Source organism: Daejeonella sp. (assembly GCF_049655485.1).
GTDB lineage: Bacteria > Bacteroidota > Bacteroidia > Sphingobacteriales > Sphingobacteriaceae > Daejeonella.
In genome coordinates this window covers 1-20,727 of the sequence record NZ_JBASJU010000108.1, presented here as the reverse complement: position 1 = coordinate 20,727, position 20,727 = coordinate 1, and the positions used below count along the sequence as shown (strand labels likewise).

The 20,727-nt window shown below is 41.1% G+C and carries 20 protein-coding genes and 2 tRNA genes; 9 read left to right on the top strand and 13 right to left on the bottom strand.

Annotated elements, in window-relative coordinates:
* Positions 1-34 precede the first annotated feature (34 nt).
* Both rnr and WBJ10_RS04515 read left to right on the top strand, forming a co-directional pair.
* Entirely contained in the window at positions 35-2,164 is a 2,130-nt protein-coding gene (rnr, locus tag WBJ10_RS04520) for a ribonuclease R (RefSeq protein WP_424288341.1), read from the top strand.
* Positions 2,165-2,275: 111 nt separating this feature from the next.
* Complete coding sequence (locus WBJ10_RS04515) at positions 2,276-3,250, top strand: polyprenyl synthetase family protein (protein WP_424288340.1); 975 nt, start codon at positions 2,276-2,278, stop codon at positions 3,248-3,250.
* A gap of 50 nt (positions 3,251-3,300) precedes the next feature.
* On the opposite strand, the gene rpmA is transcribed toward WBJ10_RS04515, so the two are convergent.
* The 4 genes from rpmA to WBJ10_RS04495 form a co-directional block, all read right to left on the bottom strand.
* Positions 3,301-3,774 (bottom strand): 50S ribosomal protein L27, encoded by a 474-nt coding sequence (gene rpmA, locus WBJ10_RS04510; protein WP_424288339.1) that lies wholly within the window; start codon positions 3,772-3,774, stop codon positions 3,301-3,303.
* Positions 3,775-3,887: 113 nt separating this feature from the next.
* Positions 3,888-4,199: a 50S ribosomal protein L21 gene (gene rplU, locus WBJ10_RS04505; RefSeq protein ID WP_079701537.1), complete on the bottom strand. Its 312-nt coding sequence runs from the start codon at positions 4,197-4,199 to the stop codon at positions 3,888-3,890.
* Between the two features lie 195 nt (positions 4,200-4,394).
* Positions 4,395-4,895: a hypothetical protein gene (locus WBJ10_RS04500; protein WP_424288338.1), complete on the bottom strand. Its 501-nt coding sequence runs from the start codon at positions 4,893-4,895 to the stop codon at positions 4,395-4,397.
* 87 nt (positions 4,896-4,982) lie between these two features.
* Complete coding sequence (locus WBJ10_RS04495; protein WP_424288337.1) at positions 4,983-6,389, bottom strand: dicarboxylate/amino acid:cation symporter; 1,407 nt, start codon at positions 6,387-6,389, stop codon at positions 4,983-4,985.
* A 140-nt stretch (positions 6,390-6,529) separates the two neighbouring features.
* On the opposite strand from WBJ10_RS04495, the gene WBJ10_RS04490 reads away from it, so the two are divergent.
* The 4 genes from WBJ10_RS04490 (at position 6,530) to WBJ10_RS04475 (ending at position 8,981) form a co-directional block, all read left to right on the top strand.
* Complete coding sequence (locus WBJ10_RS04490; RefSeq protein ID WP_424288336.1) at positions 6,530-7,159, top strand: hypothetical protein; 630 nt, start codon at positions 6,530-6,532, stop codon at positions 7,157-7,159.
* Positions 7,160-7,339: 180 nt separating this feature from the next.
* On the top strand, positions 7,340-7,858 hold the full coding sequence (locus WBJ10_RS04485; RefSeq protein WP_424288335.1) for a hypothetical protein: 519 nt from the start codon (positions 7,340-7,342) through the stop codon (positions 7,856-7,858).
* Between the two features lie 39 nt (positions 7,859-7,897).
* A complete protein-coding gene (locus tag WBJ10_RS04480; RefSeq protein ID WP_424288334.1) occupies positions 7,898-8,392 on the top strand; it encodes an RNA polymerase sigma factor in 495 nt (164 codons plus the stop codon).
* On the top strand, positions 8,379-8,981 hold the full coding sequence (locus tag WBJ10_RS04475) for a hypothetical protein (RefSeq protein ID WP_424288333.1): 603 nt from the start codon (positions 8,379-8,381) through the stop codon (positions 8,979-8,981). The genes WBJ10_RS04480 and WBJ10_RS04475 overlap by 14 nt, the downstream gene beginning before the upstream one ends.
* 168 nt (positions 8,982-9,149) lie before the next feature.
* Here the strand turns inward: WBJ10_RS04475 and WBJ10_RS04470 are convergent, their stop codons facing one another.
* The 3 genes from WBJ10_RS04470 to trxB form a co-directional block, all read right to left on the bottom strand.
* A complete protein-coding gene (locus WBJ10_RS04470) occupies positions 9,150-9,800 on the bottom strand; it encodes a hypothetical protein (protein WP_424288332.1) in 651 nt (216 codons plus the stop codon).
* A gap of 85 nt (positions 9,801-9,885) precedes the next feature.
* A complete protein-coding gene (locus WBJ10_RS04465; protein WP_424288331.1) occupies positions 9,886-10,485 on the bottom strand; it encodes a DUF4230 domain-containing protein in 600 nt (199 codons plus the stop codon).
* A 133-nt stretch (positions 10,486-10,618) separates the two neighbouring features.
* Entirely contained in the window at positions 10,619-11,584 is a 966-nt protein-coding gene (gene trxB, locus WBJ10_RS04460) for a thioredoxin-disulfide reductase (RefSeq protein ID WP_424288330.1), read from the bottom strand.
* A 137-nt stretch (positions 11,585-11,721) separates the two neighbouring features.
* Here trxB and WBJ10_RS04455 point away from each other — a divergent pair, with 137 nt between their 5' ends.
* Positions 11,722-13,902, top strand: coding sequence for a DUF5916 domain-containing protein (locus tag WBJ10_RS04455; protein WP_424288329.1), 2,181 nt, complete (start codon positions 11,722-11,724; stop codon positions 13,900-13,902).
* 5 nt (positions 13,903-13,907) lie between these two features.
* On the opposite strand, the gene WBJ10_RS04450 is transcribed toward WBJ10_RS04455, so the two are convergent.
* The 5 genes from WBJ10_RS04450 to WBJ10_RS04430 form a co-directional block, all read right to left on the bottom strand.
* A complete protein-coding gene (locus tag WBJ10_RS04450; RefSeq protein WP_424288328.1) occupies positions 13,908-15,065 on the bottom strand; it encodes a dipeptidase in 1,158 nt (385 codons plus the stop codon).
* Positions 15,066-15,114: 49 nt separating this feature from the next.
* Positions 15,115-16,743: an acyl-CoA carboxylase subunit beta gene (locus WBJ10_RS04445; protein WP_424288327.1), complete on the bottom strand. Its 1,629-nt coding sequence runs from the start codon at positions 16,741-16,743 to the stop codon at positions 15,115-15,117.
* A 129-nt stretch (positions 16,744-16,872) separates the two neighbouring features.
* A complete protein-coding gene (locus WBJ10_RS04440; protein ID WP_424288326.1) occupies positions 16,873-17,409 on the bottom strand; it encodes a class I SAM-dependent methyltransferase in 537 nt (178 codons plus the stop codon).
* 122 nt (positions 17,410-17,531) lie between these two features.
* Complete coding sequence (locus WBJ10_RS04435; RefSeq protein ID WP_424288325.1) at positions 17,532-18,563, bottom strand: YCF48-related protein; 1,032 nt, start codon at positions 18,561-18,563, stop codon at positions 17,532-17,534.
* Positions 18,545-18,982, bottom strand: a complete 438-nt coding sequence (locus WBJ10_RS04430) for a DUF2147 domain-containing protein (protein ID WP_424288324.1) — start codon at positions 18,980-18,982, stop codon at positions 18,545-18,547. Before WBJ10_RS04430 ends, WBJ10_RS04435 begins: the two co-directional genes overlap by 19 nt.
* A 98-nt stretch (positions 18,983-19,080) precedes the next feature.
* Between WBJ10_RS04430 and WBJ10_RS04425 the strand changes: the two genes are divergently transcribed.
* A tRNA-Leu gene (locus WBJ10_RS04425) sits at positions 19,081-19,164 on the top strand.
* A gap of 81 nt (positions 19,165-19,245) precedes the next feature.
* Positions 19,246-19,329 (top strand) — tRNA-Leu (locus tag WBJ10_RS04420).
* A gap of 536 nt (positions 19,330-19,865) precedes the next feature.
* On the opposite strand, the gene WBJ10_RS04415 is transcribed toward WBJ10_RS04420, so the two are convergent.
* The gene (locus WBJ10_RS04415; protein ID WP_424288323.1) at positions 19,866-20,630 is read right to left on the bottom strand and encodes an MBL fold metallo-hydrolase; all 765 of its coding nucleotides are present in this window, start codon (positions 20,628-20,630) and stop codon (positions 19,866-19,868) included.
* Between the last annotated feature and the right edge of the window lie 97 nt (positions 20,631-20,727).

Sequence of the window (20,727 nt, the reverse complement as noted above, 5' to 3'; positions counted from 1 at the left end):
CACTTATCATTATCTTAGCAAAAATTAGTGCAAAATGTCAAAAAAGAAATCCAATAACTTTAACCTGGTCTTAACAAAGCTTATAAGCGATGTTTTTGAGAAATCAGGACACAAAGCTTTAAATTATAAGCAAGTTGCTTCAAAACTTAACCTGCATGATGATGAATCGCGCGACCAGATACTTCAGATTTTAAAAGAAGAGACCCGTAAGGGCTTACTCTCGGAACCTGAACGAGGTAAGTTCATATTGAAAGAGTTGAAAACGTTTGTTACTGGCCGGGTTGACATGACCGCGGACGGATCAGCCTATATCGTTAGCGAAGACGAGTTTGAAGAAGACATTTTTATAGCACCCCGGAAGCTGCGAAATGCGCTCCATGGTGATACTGTTAAAGCATATGTATACGCTAAAAGCAAAGGACGCAAAAAAGACGGCGAAGTTGTAGAAATCATTACCCGGGCTAAAATGGACTTTACGGGTATCATTAAGTTATCCGAGAGGTTTGCATTTTTTGTCCCGGACGACCGTAAAATGCTTCATGATATATTTATTCCACTGGATAGCTTAAATGGTGGTAAGGACAACGAGAAAGCAATTGCGCGAATTATCGACTGGCCGGAAGATGCCAAAAACCCGATTGGAACAATAACTCACGTACTCGGAAAGCAGGGTGAGAATAATGCGGAAATGAATGCTATACTCGCGGATTACGGTTTTCCGCTTGAATTTCCCGCAGATGTTGAAAAAGAAGCTGATGAAATTCCTGAAGCGATCACTAGCGCCGAAATTGCAAAACGAAGAGATTTTCGAAATATTCTAACATTTACAATAGACCCGGCAGACGCGAAAGATTTTGACGATGCCATCTCCTACAGAACTTTAGATAACGGGAATATAGAAGTAGGAGTCCATATCGCTGATGTTTCCCATTATGTTCTTCCAAATTCTGCTCTAGATAAAGAGGCTTTCGAAAGGGGTACTTCTGTCTATCTCGTCGACAGGGTTATTCCTATGCTTCCTGAGCGCTTATCAAATGGCCTGTGCTCGTTAAGACCCAACGAGGATAAACTATGCTTCTCCGCAGTTTTTGAGTTAGATCACGAGGCAAATGTTATTAGCGAATGGTACGGTAGAACCATCATCCATTCTGATACGCGGTTCAGCTATGAACAAGCTCAGGAAATTCTTGAAAATAAATCAGGTACGCACAGCGAGGAACTTTTGAAATTAAACGAACTCGCTTATATACTCCGGGAAAGGAAATTCAAACATGGGGCGATCAGCTTTGAAAGTACGGAAGTAAAGTTCCGTCTGGATGATAGCGGAAAGCCACTTGGAGTATTTGTCAAAGAGCGTAAAGATGCACATAAACTCATTGAGGATTACATGCTGCTGGCTAATAAAAAGGTAGCTGAATTTATCGCCAAGAAAGGAAAAGGAAAGCAGAAGCTTACTTTTGTATACCGCTCTCATGATTCGCCAAAAGAAGATGCTTTATTGAGTTTTTCACAATTTGCGTTAAAATTCGGATACAAGATCGATATCAGTTCAGGCCGCGAAACTGCGCGTTCATTAAACTTTTTAATGGCGGATGTAGAAGGCAAAAAGGAGCAAAATGTACTTACACAACTAGCTATCCGGTCAATGGCCAAAGCAATTTATACCACTAAAAAGCATAGCCACTATGGTCTTGCATTTGATTTTTACACGCACTTCACCTCTCCTATCAGAAGGTACCCCGACGTTATGGTTCATCGTCTACTGGAACTGTACCTGACAGGCGGAAAATCAGTGAGCGAGGAAGATTATGAAAAAATGTCGCTCCATTCATCACAAATGGAGAAAAAAGCCGCAGATGCGGAAAGAGCATCAGTTAAGTATAAACAAGCCGAATATTTGGAAAATAATATTGGAGAAGAATTTAAAGGTATCATTTCAGGCCTCACAGAGTGGGGAATGTATGTCGAGATAATCGAAAATAAATGCGAAGGGATGGTCCGGCTTCGCGATCTTACTGATGATTTTTATGTCCTGGACGAAAAAAACTATTGCATTATCGGACAAAGAAGGAAAAAGAAGTTTCAGCTGGGGGATGAAGTTACGATCAAGGTTAAAAAGGTAGATCTGGGTAAACGGCAGATTGATTTTACATTGGTTCATTAAGGTCGGAAGTCGGAGGTCGGAGCAATCGTACCATTCGAGCTCAGAAGGTCTGACTTCCGACCACCAACTTCCGCTTACAAACTTCATACTTCAGACTTCATACCCCAATCAATGCACTCTATTCCACAACTACAAGAAATAATAAATAAAGCGATTGCTGAAACAAAATACACCGAATCGCCTGCGGAACTCTATGCGCCGATAAGTTATCTAATGGAACTTGGAGGAAAGCGGATGAGACCTGTATTAGTTTTGTTATCTGCTGAACTTTTTGGCGGTGATATCAGAAAAGCCCTTGACGCAGCAATTGGCATCGAACTCTTTCACAACTTTACACTGATGCATGATGATATCATGGACAAAGCACCCCTTCGCCGGGGGAAGCCAACAGTGCATGCCAAATGGAGTAAGAATACTGCAATTTTATCCGGAGACGTCATGTTTGTCGAGGCATATAAAATGATGATCAGGGTAGAAGATGTCATATTGCGACAAGTGCTTGATATTTTCAGCTATACAGCTTCAGCAGTTTGCCAGGGACAACAGGCGGACATGAATTTTGAAAAACGGGCTGATGTCAGCATGGATGAATATCTGCAAATGATTAAGCAAAAAACAGCTGTACTGTTAGCCGGGAGCATGGAAATTGGTGCATTGATTGGGGGCGCTGACAAACATCAGTCAAAACTTTTATATGAGTTCGGAGAGAATCTTGGACTTGCCTTTCAGCTTCAGGATGATATCCTCGACGTTTATGGTGACCCTGAAAAATTCGGCAAGCAAGTTGGAGGCGATATCCTTGCTAACAAGAAAACATTTCTACTTATTACAGCAAAAGAATTAGCGCAAAAGGAGGACCATACGGAACTCGCCAGATGGATACACGGAACAGATCATGAACCTGAAGAAAAAGTAAAAGCGATAACATCGATGTACGACAAGCTGGGGATAAGAAAACTTGCCGAAAACCAGATGGAAGTTTATGTCAGAAAAGCGCTGGGGGCTCTTGATATGATTTCAGTTCAAAATGATACTAAAGCCCTTTTAAATGACTTTGCTAAAACACTGCTACTTCGTGAAAAATAAAAAAGCGCCATGCATTTAGCAATGGCGCTTCTTAACAATCTTGTAATCTTTTATTCTTCTACCGGAGCAGCTGTTTCTTCTTCAGCCTCTTTCTTTGCCGGAGCTTTTTTCGCCGGAGCAGCTTTTTTCGCAGCGGCTTTAGGTTCAGCAACTTCTTCTTTCTCAGCAGCAGCTTTTTTCACTGGTGCTTTAGCTTTCGGTGCAGGTGCCGCTTTCTTCGCAACTGCTTTCTTAGGCTTAACTGGAGCATCTTCTACTACAACCTGTGCTTCCCTTGGAAGAACCGAAACATATGATTTATCGTCAAATTTTTTCTTGAAAAATACAGTACCATCGATCAAAGCAAATAATGTGTGATCTTTTCCAATACCTACATTTTTATCAGGATGGTGTTTTGTACCGCGCTGACGCACGATAATGTTTCCTGCAATTGCAGCCTGACCACCGAAAATTTTAATTCCCAGACGTTTGCTATGTGACTCGCGACCGTTTCTGGAACTACCGGCTCCTTTTTTATGTGCCATTATATTTTGTGTTTATGAATTGTTGCCAATTCAGGATGTTTAAACTAGACTAAATTAGTATCAAGTATCAAGTGTCAAGTATTAAGTATCAGTACCTAATACTGCTCTTAAACTTATAAAGTGATTCCTGTGATCTCTATTTTGGTAAACTGCTGACGGTGTCCATTTTTCTTTTTGTAACCCTTACGGCGTTTTTTCTTGAAAACGATCACTTTTTCACCCTTTAAATGAGACACGATCTTAGCAGAAACTTTGGCTCCCTTTAATGCATCAGCACCAATTGAGAATTTACCACCATTTTCAGCTAATAACACGTTGTCAAATTCAATACTAGCGCCTTCATCTCCCTGTAAACGGTGTACAAAAAGATATTGGTCTTTAGCAACTTTAAATTGCTGTCCGGCTATATTTACTATTGCGTACATTATTAATTGTTTTTTTAAATGAGGTGCAAATATAGAAATTTTTATTTTAAAAGAAAAGAAATCTAATAGAAGTCTGAAGTCGGAGTTCTGAGGACTGAACAAATCGGAGATTCATAGCGCAGACATCTGAAGTCAGACTTCTGACATTAGACATCAGACTTCTGACATCCTACTTTAGACATCTGACCTCAGACTTCACTTCCTATCCCTCACATCATTGATCATATTGTTTATTTCTGTTATAAGGGACTTGGCCGCATCATTGAGCTTAGGGCTTTCGTTATTTTGAGCGTCGTATAGCACAGACTTAGTTTTTCCTTTATACTTATACTCGATATAGTAGTGCGGTGAATTAGTACTGTGACCAGGCTTGCCCTCACCGGATATTTCCTCTGGAAAATTCCAGAAACCCAGTTCAGCGGCTTTCCTATGCAGATAAAGCAAATCATCTTTACGAAACTTAACCTTTGTCTTCACTAAAGAATCCCGAGTATCGAGGTAATGAAAGTCGCCCGTTGCAGAATTAAAGGTATTATTTAGGCTATCCCCCAACCCATATTTAAATGTTATCGACTCAAAGTCTGAAAACCTATATGGCGCATTTTTTACCATAATGGAATAGTAATAAACGCAGTATAACAGGAACGGTGTTATTATACAAATTGCAAGAAATATCTTCTTTCCTCTTTCGGTCATGTCTTTTTATAATCTTACTATTTTCTGTTTTTTCAGTTCTCAGGTCAGTTTTCAGTTTTCACCTTGCAACTAACACCTTTCACCTAATTAAATTTCGTCTTCCAGTTTATGGATACGATTTTCATTCGGTGCACTCAGTTCAGACGGCGGATGAAACTCTCCCTCCCATTTTGCAATTACAACTGTTGCTAAACAATTACCTATTACGTTTACGGAAGTTCGGGCCATATCCATTAATTCATCAATACCTAAAATGATGAAAATAGGCCATACCGGCATTCCGAACGATGAAGCTGTTCCCAGCAAAATCACTAAGGAAGCTCTGGGAACACCTGCCACTCCCTTGCTGGTAAGCATCAGGGTAAAGACAATAAGCAACTGCTGTCCAAATGTGAGGTGCATTCCCGCTGCCTGAGCCACGAAAATCGAAGCCAGTGAAAGGTATAAGGTTGTACCGTCCAGATTGAAGCTATATCCCGTAGGCATAACAAATGCGACAATTTTTCGCGGAACACCAATTCTCTCCATTGCTTCCATTGCTCTTGGCAGTGCAGCTTCAGAACTTGTTGTAGCAAAAGCGATCGAAACAGGTTCTGCTATTGCCTGCAGGAATTTCTTGATTGGCAGACCAATCATTAACCCTATAGGAAGCAAAACTCCCAGCAAGAAGACTAAAAGTGCAACATATAAAGTGAGTAGCAGATGAAACAGATTCACAAGGATGCCCAGTCCCATATGACCCACTGTATAGGCTATGGCTGCTCCAACACCAATCGGCGCGAAGTACATGATGATATTAGTGAATTTAAACATGACCTCTGAAAGGCTCTCCGTAAACTGCAACATGGGCTGACGTTTATCTTCTCTAACCATCGCCAAAGCAATACCAAACAATATACTAAACACCACTATCTGAAGAATCGCACCCTCAGCAATAGATTTAGCAATATTCTCCGGGAAGATATGCAGGATAATATCATTAAAGGATTGCGGCGGCACTACCGGCAACTCCTCCTGAGCACCTGGAGGGAGTGTAATTCCCATACCAGCCTGAGAAATATTAATCGCTGCAAGGCCTATAAACAAAGCAACCGTTGTTACAACCTCAAAATAAAGAATCGATTTCCAGCCCATACGACCCACCTGTTTAAGGTCGGAATGTCCGGCAATACCGTAAACCAGGGTCGCAAAAAGAAGTGGTGCGATAATGGTCTTAATCATCTTCAGAAAGACTTTGCTTAGCACCTGAAGTTTCATACCAAACTCCGGAAAATCATGGCCGATTTCCGCTCCTACTACCATTGAAATTAATATCCAGGTAGTCAGTGATTTCTTCTTAAGGCCATAAAGAAACAATCCTGCAATAGCCAGCCATCTGGAGAACATGAGAGCAGTGTTATTGACTGGTATAACATTGTAATGATCCACAAAAGCCAAAAGTGCAGCTACGGAAACAACGATAAGAGCAACTAGTCCAACATTTTTAAATTTCATATTTTGGTTTTAGCGTAACGGACAAAAGTAAGTAATTGGTTTTACATTGATGATTTAGGAATCAAAACATATCAAGCACAATTTTATACATGAATGATCCGCGAAATTTACCGAAATTAGGCCAACATTATCCTTATAAAATGAAAGCTTTCTACAGTATTTTATCGTCAAATAGCCAGCTTTGCTACGTTATCAGGCCACACCGAATTTTATTTTTGATTCTGTTAACATTAATATCCTGCAGTAATAAGCCACAAACTGACGTTCGGGTGTCCGAACAGCAGTCTTTTGCTAAAGTAGCAAAGGAAGCGAGAGATCAGGCTGATAATGCCGCACTAACCGACCCGAACAGGCCGGTTATGATTGACGATGCCGTAAAAAAACTTAAGGCCTATATTGTTGATACTTTGAATTCAAAGTTCACTGACTGGGATGTAAGAGTGCTGGACAATACCAAGACGGACCCCAATGGATCGGAAATCAGGATAACATTTGGAACTAGTATAGATGGTTTTGATCTGGAAGAAACCGCCAGATACAAATCCATTGTATTCCGGGAATGGTTGAGCGATGCTCAATCACCACTTCGGGAGAAAATGCAATCACTAAACGTAGGTGATCATGTTAAAATTACCGGGTCTTTTGTAACCCGTGATAAAAAAATTGATATAGACCCTTATAATGAGAAGGAATTCAGAAAATCAAAAAACATTTTTTCGAATCCGGAATTCCGAGTCGACATCACTGACCTTAATATTGTAGAGGAATGATGTAATTGAAAAATGAACAAGGAGCAAGGGACAAGGACCGAGGAATTTTAAAGTGCTGTAGCTTTGTTGTTTAACGAACTTTTGCAAGTTTTATACCCCTAGATCTTTGTTCCTTGTTCTTTGTTCCTTGTTCTTTATTCCTTGTTCCAATTTCACACCATCCGAAACAGCAATATTTAAATGAAGCCCGAGAAATTAAGTGATATAAAAAAAGAGCTGGCAGGTCGGACCGTACAGGAATTAACCGAAATATGCCTGAGGATCGCTAAGTATAAAAAAGAAAATAAGGAGTTGCTTAATTATCTGCTTTTTGATTCGGATGATCCGCTTCTATTCTCCGAAAAGGTCAAAACTTTTCTTGAAGAGGATTTTAAGGCAATGCAAAAGCACTACTATCACAGCACTAAGAGCCTTCGGAAAATCCTTCGGATAATGAACCGGTATGCAAAATACACTGGAAATAAACAGGTAGAAGTTGAGTTTTCTCTATGGTTTTGCACCAATTTTCTCCATTACGCCGATCTGAATACAAGCCATAAACCACTCCAGGCGATCTTTATCCGTCAACTTGAGAAAATCAGCAGATTACTTCCCAAATTGCATGAAGACCTTCAGTTCGACTACCAGGGGGAGTTTGAAACTTTACTTCATAAGGCAGATAGTCAGGCGCGCTGGGTTAGTAAAAGCCTTTATCTGTAACAAAAGCTGTTACCCTTTATCTAAAATTAAAATACAAGTTTGAGCAAGGAAGCGCTTTTCAAAGATATTTTTCAGGCTAATTCAAAAAAGATTTACCATTTGTGTTATGGTTATACTGGCGATGACGACACCGCCAACGACCTGATGCAGGAAACTTTTATGAAGGTTTGGCAAAATCTTGACAAGTTCCGCAACCAGGCGCTGATCTCCACATGGATCTATCGAATCGCTGTTAATACTTGCCTATCTTATCTGCGGGTCGAAAAGCGCCAGCCCAAAGACGAGCTTACCGATAATATCATTGAGAATAAGGGCGAAGAGGTTTCGGAGAAAAACGAGCAGGTTGCGTCTTTATATAAATGCATATCCCTACTCGAAGAAAATGAACGGATCATCATAACCATGGTTTTGGATGAGGTACCGTATGCGGAAATAGCCACCATTTCAGGGATTTCAGAAGGTAACCTGAGGGTAAAAATTCACCGCATTAAGCAAAAACTGACTGAATTATATAATAGAAATGAAAGATTTTGAAGCACTGAAAAGTATCTGGCACAACCAGGTAGCGCTGCCGAAGGTCAGTCACGAGGATGTTTTAAAGAAAGTTGGCAAAACCAGAACTGGTCTTGCAAGCAGACTCTTATTAGAAATGGCCGGAATGGCTGCAGCCTCCGCTATGCTGATTTATGTGTGGATAGAGAGCCCCTTCAGAATGTGGACTACTCATTTGGCAATGCTCATATTTATGGCTTGCTGTCTTTACTACATAATAGCTTTGATCGGAAATTATCGCCGCATAACATATTCCAATCTATTAGATAAACCTGGAGAATATATACTTTATTTGAAAAAATATAAACACGACAGATTTATCTTCAATACCAGAAAATATCGTGTTTACTCAATATTCTTCACCGCAGGTTTTATACTTTATTTTATTGAAATCGCCTTTCTGGCATCCCTGTGGGTAACTATAGCTGGCATAATTTTCACATTTGCCTGGATCGCATTCTGTTATTTTGTATTGATGCGCATTTACATCCGGAAAGAGGAGTCCAAACTTGAGGATATGATCGGGAATTTAGAGCGGCTTGAGAGGCAGTTTGAGGATTCGGATTCGTGAGATGAACGTTCTTTGGAACGGTCTTTTTGGCTGAATGTTGAAAACTAAAAGCTGAAGGAAATGACCCTAAAATATTGTTTTATTCTAATTAAAATTAGTGTCTTTCATTAATTAACACCGATTGATTGACAATTAGTTCAGTTTTCAGTTTTAGTATCCAGTTCAAATTCAGTTTTCAGTTTTCAGCTTTTTTAAATCAGTTTTCCCAGCTTCTTCAATTTCTTTGACGTTCAGACTATTACTCCTAAGGCTATATTCCAATTTACGAATCTCGCCAGTAGCTTTAACAGCCGAATCTCCTGTGCTAAACAAGGGAAATTCACGCATTAGTTTGCCGTCCTTCACATATATAGAGTCGCTGCCCCTGTAACCCTTCTTCAAGCTACTTCCAAGTTCTGGAAATCGGATTTGCTGATTAGAGCCGCTTTCATTGTATTCGTAAATATACATCGAAAGATAAGAACCTTCACCCTCGCCTTTTGACTGAATATAGAGCTCCGGGTTTCCATCAGAATCCAAATCCATATCCCAGGCGTCTACAATTTTACCGTCCAATTCGCTGGCCATGGACTTGTAATTCAAATGGGTAGAGTCAGATCTCAATACCAGGAAACCTCCAACAGAATTTGACCCCCTACCCCAGCTCACAATATCAAGTGTTAAACCGGGTTTCACTTCGATCGCCTTATGAAAACGAAACGGTTGCATAATTTTTTTTACTTCAGGTTTCTTAACCACAACCGGACTTTTGTCTTCAGGAGCACAAGAAGTAAAAAAAACAACGCTTAAAGCGAAACCTACAATTCTTTTAAAATTCATAACAAAAGGATTAACGGTAAATTGAGTAAAACCGCTTTCTCAAATTTAGAAAAATAAGAACAAGGAATGTAGTGTAGCAGGATAATTACTGCCGGAATTCTATCCCAACCTTTTTACCTGAAATATTTTCCAGCATCGGCCTGAAGATCAATCGTGCGTTTTCATTCGTTTTGCCTAAGATATTCTGCTTTCCTGCATTCTCCAGGATCTGCCTTTCGGCGATCTTATATATATCTTCCACCATGTTCTTCGAGTCGCCGGGAAACCATGCCCCTGAGACATCATATACTTTTGACTGCTGATGGTCTAGTTTCACATAGCATATTTCAGGTTTCGGAAGGAAGACGGTCAGTGAGTCTGAACCGGACGGAACAATGTCGCTCTTTTTTATTTTGGTAAGATCTATACAACCGGTCACTTCGCCCACTGCTACAAATAAAATGCGCTTGTCGGGGAGAATGTTTCTGATCTCCTTTTTCTCAATCACGTCTTTCATTGAATATTTCACGAGTTCAAGCTTCCCCATACTCACAATCTTCTCAACCATCACATCTTCATTGATCTCTGTTCTCGTAATAAAGAATTGTCTTTTGATGTAGAAAAACAGTGCTAATATTAGGATGATGGTGGTGATTGCCACTGTAAGTAGGACGGCGGTTCTTGTGCGGAGGGTGGTTAGGCTCATGGTTAAGGGGTTAAGTGCAAAAAGAATGCCCGTTTGGAACAAAGAGCAAGGAACTAGGATTAGCAATCTTAATCCGCAAATTTATCTAACGATTCCCGGTCCTTGCTCTTTTCTCTTTGTTCTTTGATCCGTTTTATACAACGTCCACCTGTGCCGGATGCTCCTTTTCCGCCAGATAACGTTCCGCTTCCAGGGCAGCCATACAGCCTGTTCCTGCAGCTGTTACTGCCTGTCTCCATAATTTATCCTGTGCATCGCCGCAGGCAAAAACTCCTTCTATATTTGTTTTCGAGCTATCTGGCTGAGTGATCAGGTATCCTGTTTCGTCCATATCCAGCCAACCCTTAAATATTTCTGTGTTAGGATTATGCCCGATAGCAACGAAAAATCCGCTTACGTCGATTACATTCTCTTCATTAGTTTTATTATTTACGACTTTGACCCCGGTCACATTTTTGCCGTCACCCATAATCTCTTTCGTATCAGTGTTATAATGAATTATAATATTTGGGATGCTTAAAACACGATGCTGCATCGCTTTAGAAGCTCTGAATTCGTCGCGACGTACGAGCATGTGAACTGTTTTACAAAGTTTAGACAAGTAAGTTGCTTCCTCGGCAGCAGTATCCCCTGCCCCTACAATTGCCACATCCTGGCCTTTGAAAAAGAAACCATCACATACCGCACAAGCTGATACTCCAAAGCCATTGTATTTTTGCTCGCTTTCAAGCCCAAGCCATTTCGCGGAGGCACCGGTAGCTATGATCACTGTATCTGCCGTAATAGTTTTTGTCTCATCAACAATCACTTTATGAGGGACTTGTGAAAAATCGACCTTTGTTACATACCCAAATCGGATTTGGGTTCCAAACCTTTCAGCCTGTTTTCTAAAATCTTCCATCATTTCCGGCCCCATGATCCCATCAGGGTAACCAGGGAAATTTTCCACATCAGTTGTTTGGGTTAATTGGCCACCCGGGACCATACCTGTATACATCACAGGTTTTAGATCAGCTCGTGCAGCATATATAGCAGCAGTGTATCCTGCTGGTCCTGAACCAATTATCAGGCATTGTACGTGTTCGGTTTCTTGAGACATTTCTAATAATTAAGAAACAAATTTATAACTTTGAATGCGCATCAGCAATACGCATTTGTCAGGTAATTCTATAATCTTTTAGATAGGGTTCTATTCATTAAAAAATACTATTATTACCGAAAATACCTAAACGTCTGATGTCGCGAAGCCTTTTCATAAAATCCATCCTTGTTATATTCCTCTTCTGCACTCCGTTTTCAACCCGTGCGCAAAAGAAGAACATTTCATACCAATTAAAACTAAAACCGGCTTCATCAGCAATAAAAATCGACGGAGTAGCAGACGATAGCACCTGGACAGAAGCCAACGTAGCTTCTAACTTTTTCATGGTGCAACCGATGGACACCAGTTTTGCCAAAGTACGTACAGATGTGATGATGAGCTACGATCAGGAAAATCTCTATCTCATCGCAATTTGTTATCACGAGCCCGGGCCTTACTTCGTAGAATCTCTTCGGAGGGATTTTTCTTTCAATAAGAACGATAACTTTTTATTGTTCATGGATCCCTTTGATGATAAAACAAATGGTTTCTCATTCGGTTCGAATGCAGCAGGAGCGCAGTGGGACGGTATAATGTTCGACGGAAGCAAAGTAGATCTAAGTTGGGACAATAAATGGGTCTCCGCCGTTAAAAACTATGAGGATCGGTGGGTCTTTGAAGCTGCTATTCCATTCAAATCTATCCGGTATAAAGCCGGTATAACAGAGTGGGGAATCAATTTCAGCAGACTCGATCTGAAATCAACAGAAAAATCGAGCTGGGCACCAGTTCCACGACAATTTCCAACTGCTTCCCTGGCATATACCGGCAGCATTATTTGGGATCAGGCACCGCCCGTTCCGGGACAAAATATTTCCCTCATTCCTTATGTGTTGGGCGGGATTTCAAACGACTTCCTTAAAACACCGGTGAATCGCGACTCAAAACGCCAGATTGGCGGCGATGTAAAAGTCGCCGTGACATCATCCCTTAACCTAGACCTAACTGTCAATCCAGATTATTCTCAGGTGGAAGTGGACAGGCAAGTACCTAATCTGGATCGCTTCGAACTTTTCTTTCCTGAACGACGACAGTATTTTCTTGAAAACGGTGATCTCTTTTCAAATTATGGATATGCCAATATCAGGCCTTTCTTTTCCAGACGTATAGGACTCGGAGTTCCGATTCAATTCGGGGCAAGACTCAGTGGGAAACTTAATAAAGACTGGAGGCTTGGAATTATGGACATGCAGACAGCGAAAATAGGGAATGAGCTACCCTCCCAAAACTTTGCCGTGATGTCGCTGCAGCGAAGAGTATTTGCCCGTTCAAGTATAAGTGCCTTATTTATAAATAAACAATCGCTTGATTTCCAGCCTTCGCACGCAGCTGCTTCTATTTCCAGATACAATCGAAATGCTGGTTTGGAGTATAACCTTGCTTCTTCCACTAATACCTGGACTGGAAAAGCTGTAGTCATGAAATCCTTTAGTCCCGATAGAAAAGGCAATGATTTTATGCAGGCAGCAAACCTCAACTACATCAGCGGAAACTGGAATATTAACTGGCAGCATGAGATTGTAGGCCGGAACTATAATGCGGAAGTGGGTTATGTTCCGCGTACGGGATATATAAATTTGAATCCCCAGGCAGCGTATCTTTTCTTCCCGAAAAAAGGAAAACTGGTGAGCCATGGGCCTAAATTTTTCTCTGCGAATTACTTCGATCAATCATTTAGACGTACCGACAACACTAATTTCCTCGCCTATAACATAAACTTTAGAAGCAGGGCCACTTTTGCAGCATGGGCAGCAACTGACTATGTAAAACTCCTGAGCCCGTTTGATCCAACCAATTTGGGCGGCGCCACTTTACCGGCCGGTTCAGAACACCAGTGGAAAGCATGGGGAACGGAATTCGTCTCTATGCCCCAAAGCTTGTTTACTTTTGCCTTTTCTACACGCTATGGAGGCTATTATGCTGACGGAACCCGGCTAAATATTAATTCAGAATTGGGATACCGCTTTCAGCCCTATGTCAGTCTTGCGCTCAGCTCAAGCTATAACGATATTAAGCTTCCACAACCTTGGGACAGAACCCAGTTCTGGCTTGTAGGCCCTCGACTTGATGTAACTATGACCAATAAACTTTTCTTTACAGGATTCGTGCAGTACAATGAACAAAGGGATAATCTCAACATCAATACCAGGCTTCAATGGCGATACAAGCCTGCATCCGATTTATTTATTGTTTACACAGACAATTATCTGCCTTCACCTTTTTCAGTGAAAAATCGCTTTTTGGTGTTTAAACTAACGTATTGGTGGAATATTTAAGGGGTTTATTTCCCGGTATTAGCCCTTAGTAGTCGCACAAAGTTCTTTCCCAGAATATTTTTAACATCCTTATTAGAGTAACCTTTTCTAAGCAGTGCTTCCGTAATAACAGGATAATTAGAAACATCATCCAATTGCTTGGGATAAGATTCTGCCCCATCGTAATCAGCCCCTAAGCCCACGTGTTCAGACCCTACAAGTTTAACCATATGGTCAATATGATCTATCAGTAGATCAAGCGGAGCTCTCATTTCATATAATTCCTGACTATATTTCCTGTTGATCTCATTCTGTGCCCTTGAACGGTTCGATTTTTTGGTTAGTTCAGCTAGCTCATCTTTATGATCTGCATTAAATTTTTGCTGTTTTCGCGTATAGGTACTATCAAGAAAGCCGCTATAGAAATTTACAAAAACTACACCGCCCGTTTTTGCAATAGCTTTAATTTGATCATCTTTTAGGTTCCGCTGGTGAGCATTAAACTCGTAAGCCGAACTATGAGATGCCATAACCGGCTTAGTTGAAGTGGCTATTGCATCATAAAAAGACTTCTCACCGACGTGTGAGAGATCAACTATTACTCCCAGCTCATTCATGCGTCTAACGATCTGTCTTCCAAGATCCGTCAGGCCCACATGTTTAAGGCTATCTTTCCTAAAAGTTTCATCATAAGCTGAGCTTGCCCATGGCGTACTGTTATTCCATGTAAGGGTCATATAAGTCATTCCCCTTTTTGCAAGAGCATCCAGATTCTCGATCCGGCTTTCAATCATGTGGCCACCCTCTACTCCTATCATCGCAGCCATTTTATTTCTCTTGACTGCCGATTTCAATTCAGAAGCCGTCCTAACTAGTTGGATTTTGTCCGGATGTCTTAAAGCAAGAGCGTTTAGAGAATCAATTTGTCGGTTTGCCATAGCGAAGCCTCCTGTCTCATCACACCATATTGAAAAGACCTGAACATCCAGTCCTCCCTCTTTGGCACGCACCAAATCAAAATTTCCTCCACTCTGCCGCTTGCCGATATCTATTCCTGATTTAATCTGATCAGACATGATATCTCCATGAGTGTCGACAACAATCGCCTTCTTATGCAATTTGGATGATTGTGCAAAGGCCGTAATTGACGAGAAGAGAATAATCGCGAGCAGGAATTTTTTCATGGTAAAAGGGTCTGTCAGGTTCATAATTATATCAGTAAGAATTTTGATCCTATGTCTGCAACACTCCAGGATTAAACTGCTTTTCAATTGGTGACTGGTTTGCTGCTTCAATACCCATCGAGATTACTTTTCGAGTTTCCAGCGGATCTATGATCCCATCTACCCAAAGTCGGGATGCTGCATAGTAAGGCGTGGTTTGTCGATTGTACCGGTCGGTGATCTTTTTCAATAATTCATCTTCTTTCTCCTGAGTAATAACCTCGCTCTTTGCTTTAAGCGAAGCCTCTTCAATTTGAAGCAGCACCTTAGCAGCCTGAGATCCACCCATAACAGCGATTTTCGCAGATGGCCAGGCGAAGATCAACCGCGGATCATAAGCTTTGCCACACATTGCGTAATTTCCTGCTCCATACGAATTCCCTATGACGATAGTAAATTTCGGAACAACGGAATTAGCAACAACGTTGACCATTTTAGCCCCATCTTTAATGATACCTCCCTGTTCAGACCGGCTTCCTACCATAAAACCGGTAACATCCTGTAAAAACACTAGTGGAATTTTCTTTTGATTGCAGTTCATTATAAAACGCGTGGCTTTATCTGCAGAATCAGAATATATCACACCTCCGAGCTGCATCTCCCCTTTTTTACTTTTAACAACTTTGCGTTGATTGGCAATAATTCCAACAGCCCAGCCATCGATCCTTCCGAGGCCACAGATAATACTTTGTCCATAAAGCTCCTTATATTCCTCCAATTCGGAATTATCCACCAGCCGCTTAATGATTTCTCTCATATCATAAGGGCTCTCCCGATTTTCCGGCAACAGGCCATATATTTCCTGCTCGTTTAATTTCGGTGGAGCGGGTTTTATTCTATCAAACCCAGCATCCTTCGGCGAACCTATCATAGACATGATCTTTCTTATGGAGTCAAGACAAGCACTGTCGTTAGGATGCTTATAATCAGTCACTCCGGAAATTTCACAGTGGGTCGAAGCACCTCCCAGGGTCTCATTATCAATATCTTCACCAATTGCCGACTTAACTAAATAACTCCCGGCAAGAAATACAGAGCCCGTGCCTTCCACAATCATCGCTTCATCGCTCATAATTGGCAAATAAGCTCCCCCAGCAACACAGGAACCCATAATAGCAGAAATCTGCACGATTCCCTGGGAGCTCATGTGGGCATTGTTTCTGAAAATTCTTCCGAAATGTTCTTTATCAGGAAATATCTCATCCTGAACAGGGAGGAAAACTCCTGCAGAATCTACCAGATAGATTACCGGCAAACGATTTTCCATAGCAATCTCCTGTGCCCTGAGATTTTTCTTGGCAGTCATGGGAAACCATGCCCCTGCCTTAACAGTAGCATCGTTGGCAATTATCATACATTGCCTGCCAGAAACATAGCCTATTCCACATACCACTCCAGCGGAAGGGCATCCGCCGAACTCCTTGTACATATCTTCGGCTGTAAAGGCGCCTATTTCAAGCCATGGGGTGTCTTTATCAAGCAGATAGGCAACTCTTTCCCGGGCTAGCATTTTCCCCTTTTCTTTCTGCTTTGCAGCGGCCTTCTCGCCGCCTCCCGCATATATCGTCTTAAGTCGGGTTTTCACCTCGTATAAGAGCTGTTTGTTAATATCTTCGTTTTTATTGAACTCCAAATCCATGTGAGCATTGTAAATTAGAGAATGAGCAAATTAAAAAATTAGCAAATAGAGAATTAGCAAATTAAAAAACGAGTAAATTATGGAATTAGCAAAATTGCTAATTTACTCATTTCCAAATTTGCTAATTTATCAGTTTAGTTTGTAGCAGGAATACAATACTGCGGGAGGTAAATTCATTTCAAGACTCATCTCCATATGATCGAAGATGGGCATGAAATAATTCTTTTGAAGCGAATAAAGGAACTGGCGATATACCCCACCTTTTTTAAGAAGAAGATAGCAATCAGTAAGTAACTGGCTACGTTCAGAATTGTCAAAAAGGCTCAGTGGCAAGCCGGAAATTATAATATCCACTGAAGACAATTCAAAATATTTCGTGACATCTGCTGCTGACTCTTTAATCAGATGAAATCTGCTGTCCCTGATATTCTCAAGTTTAGCGTAGAATTGCGGCTCAATTTCAAAACAGTATAACTTTGATTCGGGATGAAGTTTGGAAAGTATACGCTCTGTTATATTTCCGCTGCCAGCGCCTAGTTCTATAACGATTTGAGGCTTGTATGCGCTTATCTCATGTGTGATATTGCGTGACACAAATCTGGACGATTCATATACTGCTCCCGTCGTCCGTATGTTTTTAATATAATTAAAGGCTTTGGAGATCATCGGTCATTTTTTTCTGCAAAAGAAAGATATGCAAATATTTGATATTTTTGGGTAAATCTTGGGATGGTGAATAAAGATAACATAAATACTCCACCATCTCAATAAATTTTAATCTACTACGCCTAATTTTGAAATATTGCTACTTTACCGTTGGCTCCAGCAAGTAAAACTAGCGAACCATTCTTAGCTTTTCTCACCACATTATATCCTTCGTCTGCAAGTTTTACCCAATTTGTTCCCCCGTCCCGGGAGATATCTGTGCCCGACGTACCTGTTGTGATAAGCACTTTTGAAGATATGTATTCCACAGATGATTTATAACCAAAGGGAGCGGTTAGGGGTTTATACCAGGTTTTGCCACCGCTTTTAGTGAGTACGAAATTATTTATACTCGATGTGTCCGACAAATAGTCTCCCCCGGCTGCAACTCCTCTTTTATTATTTTTAAAAGCAACAGAAAATGGGCCTGTAGAATTTTTACCCTGGATGATGGGACAAGGATAAACATTCCAGTTAGTGCCAAAGTTTTCTGACACGAAAATCCTTGATTGAATCCCCCCGCTGACGATAAATAGTTTGCCATTTTTTAATGCCCGAATACCAGTACCGCTCGCTGCAAAGGAAGCTTCGCCCTCCTTAAGATTCACTTTTAAATTATCACTGATATTCTCCCAGTTCGTGCCCCCATCATTGGTTCTCAGCAATTGCATTTTACCCCCAATAGGGTCGCCGTAAATGACGCCCCTGGAGCGATCCTGAAAATCCATCCCATCTAAGAAGATGTCAGCTGATTCGTTTCTGTAGACTTCTGTCCAGGTGAATCCACCGTCATCTGTAAGAAGTATCACTGCGGGCGATCCCGCATTTACAATAATAGCATCAGTACCCGAAAATGCCTCGATATCCCGAAAATCAAACTTTTCATAGCCCGGTATTTGTTTCCATTTCCATGTTGATCCACCATCGGTGGTCACAGAAGTCCAACCGTTGCTCCCACTCAGCCACGCAACAGAATTGTCAACGACAGACAAGCCGCGAATACTGGTTTTTGTTCCAGACTGTAAATTTTTAATTTCCTGAGAGTATGAGCCAGACATCCCGCCAAGGTATAACACGAGAATACAGATCCAATTTCTCATCGAACTCTCGACCATGTTTCTGTACGTCCCAAGAGTGATATTCCTACAAAACCCCTCACATGCAATTGATTTGGATTTACCATGCTGATTTTGCAGCTGTAACTTTTTCCGGTTTTAGGATCATAAATCGTACCGCCTTCCCATACACCATCATCAGTATAAGAGAAACCGTTAAGCATTTCAAGTCCCATAAGTGGGCGCTTAGCAAGTGTCTTATCCGGATTTTTATCATCAGTTTCAGGCTTCCCGGAGTTGTCATTCGGATTTTTTATCCAGACAATCCTTCCTGAAAATTTCCCCTTGGCGGGATAGATTAGAACCTGTGCATCACCGGATGCTGTTAGCCATTTGCCAGCCAAAGCTTCCTTATTTTGAGCAAAAGTCCAGGTGGCGCTAATTAAAAGGAGAAATACTAGGAGTGTTCTTTTAGCCATAGTGCTGATGATTAGTAGAGATTCATAAAAATATCGATAATTTATATTTTACAGGCAAAATCTTGCATGAAGATTTTATATTTGCAGTCCTTTAGAACGCCCGGATGGCGAAATTGGTAAACGTTGCGGTCTCAGAAGCCGTTGGAGTACAATCCTTGAGAGTTCGAGTCTCTCTTCGGGCACGTTTGAAAAGGGAATATAATACATGATATCATTGTCGTGCTGTATCTTGATACCTGATACTTGATTCTTGATACTCTAACGCCCAGGTGGCGAAATTGGTAGACGCACCACTTTGAGGGGGTGGCGCCCTAACGGGTGTGGCAGTTCGAATCTGCTCCTGGGCACAACCGGACTTTGATTGATTCAAAGTCCGGTTTTTTTACGCAGAATTTTTGGCACATGCCATACCAGCCTTCGTTAACATATACTTTTTGACGGTTTACTAGTTATTCTACCAACATTCTCCCCAAATACACGCTCTTAGAGCAGCGGTCCCTCTCCTCAGAGACAAATCTGATATATATATATCTGCTTCCTTTCCAAAGGTCTTTTCACAATGAAGAGAATGCATGCCTTCCTTTCTTCGTGCCCCGCATAGATCCCCATCCAGATCAGCATCGCTAGGAATTAGCAAAAAGAAAATAAGGAAAATAGTCAGAGGTAATTCGGGCGATTCCGAATTCTATCCGAATGGCATTCTTATTGTTTCCGAGGAATGTCCGAAGAAATACACAATAAGAAAATGAATTTTTATAGCCCTAATCCAATGTTTAAGTGAAGATTATTATTCTTATTCTGGCGTCAAATAATCAAACCGGCTTATTGTCGAGAAATCAATCTTATCCGTACTTACTGGCAAGTAAATAATTAGAGAATTAGGTCACATATGGAGTTGCAACCCGTCATAAGCCAGGTAAACGCCAGGCGGCAATTCGCTGGAAATCTTTTTATGAGTACCCAGACGGTGGCTTATATGGGTGAAATATGTTTGTTCTGCACCAATTTCTTCTGCCAGGCTAACAGCTTCTTCTAAGGTAAGATGAGAAATGTGGTTTTCCTTTTGAAGTGCGTTGATTACAACAACTTTAGAACCACGCATCCTGTCAATGTTCTCTGCATCGATAGTTTTAGCATCAGTGATATAAGTGAAGTCGCCAATACGGTAACCAAAAACGGGCAGCTTATAATGCATTACGGTAACAGGAATAACTTCTATACCAGCAACTGTAAAATTCTGATCGGCGGAAATCTTGTGCAGCTCCAAACGTGGAATTCCCGGATAATTTGCTCCGGAAAAGATATAATGAAACTCCTGCCTTAATGCCGCTAGTACACGGGCGTCTGCATATACATCAATCTCAGTTTGTTGCTTGTGATTAAATGCCCGCACATCATCAAGCCCGGCGACATGGTCCTTATGTTCGTGCGTAAATAATATTGCATCCAGATGCTTTACTCCTGCCCTTAACATCTGATATCTAAAATCTGGTCCTGCATCGATAACCAGAGACTTACCTTCAATTTCAATCAGCACTGACACCCGAAGCCGTTTATCGTGGCTGTCTTTTGACATGCATACCTCGCAATCACAGGCAATGACAGGTACGCCCTGTGAGGTTCCTGTTCCTAGAAATGTAACCTTCAAAATTCGAGCTTAGTTTGTTTAAGTAAATAAAGAAATGCCTTCTCCTTCTCATCTAATATAGTATCATCTGTTTCAGTGTTCTGAAGCAGGTCCGCGA